We start from the raw sequence: 528 nt of genomic DNA, 5'->3' as shown, positions 1-528 counted from the left end.
CGGGTTGGGAACGCGTCGGGGCGGTGGAGTCGGGTACATGCACGCTGTTGGGTCCTGAGGGACCGGGCCGGCTGCCTTCGGGTGGCGGGGTCGACTCTCTGGATCTTTTTCTCACGCCTGGGTGTGTGGGAGAGGGATACCGCCCGTATTTTGAGAACTACACAGTGGACGCGAGCATCTTAGATTCACGGCTTCGGTCGTGGATCGACAAGATTCGCATGGCGCGGCTTTCGGGCTGCGGTCATGCAAATCATTGGATCTGCAACTTTTCGAGTTGTAGTTTCTTAACTCATGTGATTAGCAAGTTCATAAGAGCAAACGGTGAATGCCTTGGCATCTGGAGCCGAAGAAGGACGTCGTAATCTGCGATAAGCCTCGGGGAGCTGATAAACGAGCTGTGATCCGAGGATTTCCGAATGGGGAAACCCCGCCAGGCCCCTTGTGGTGACCTGGTGACTCCCGCCTGAATATATAGGGCGGGTAGAGGGAACGTGGGGAAGTGAAACATCTCAGTACCCACAGGAAGAG

General features: G+C 56.1%; 1 rRNA gene. It reads left to right on the top strand.

What is annotated here, in order from left to right:
* Positions 1-298: 298 nt before the first annotated feature.
* Positions 299-528: ribosomal RNA gene (locus C5D09_RS17035) — 23S ribosomal RNA — on the top strand; the annotation flags it as partial.

Source organism: Rathayibacter sp. AY1C9 (genome assembly GCF_002932315.1).
Lineage (GTDB): Bacteria > Actinomycetota > Actinomycetes > Actinomycetales > Microbacteriaceae > Rathayibacter.
This window is presented reverse-complemented; position numbering and strand designations above follow the sequence as displayed.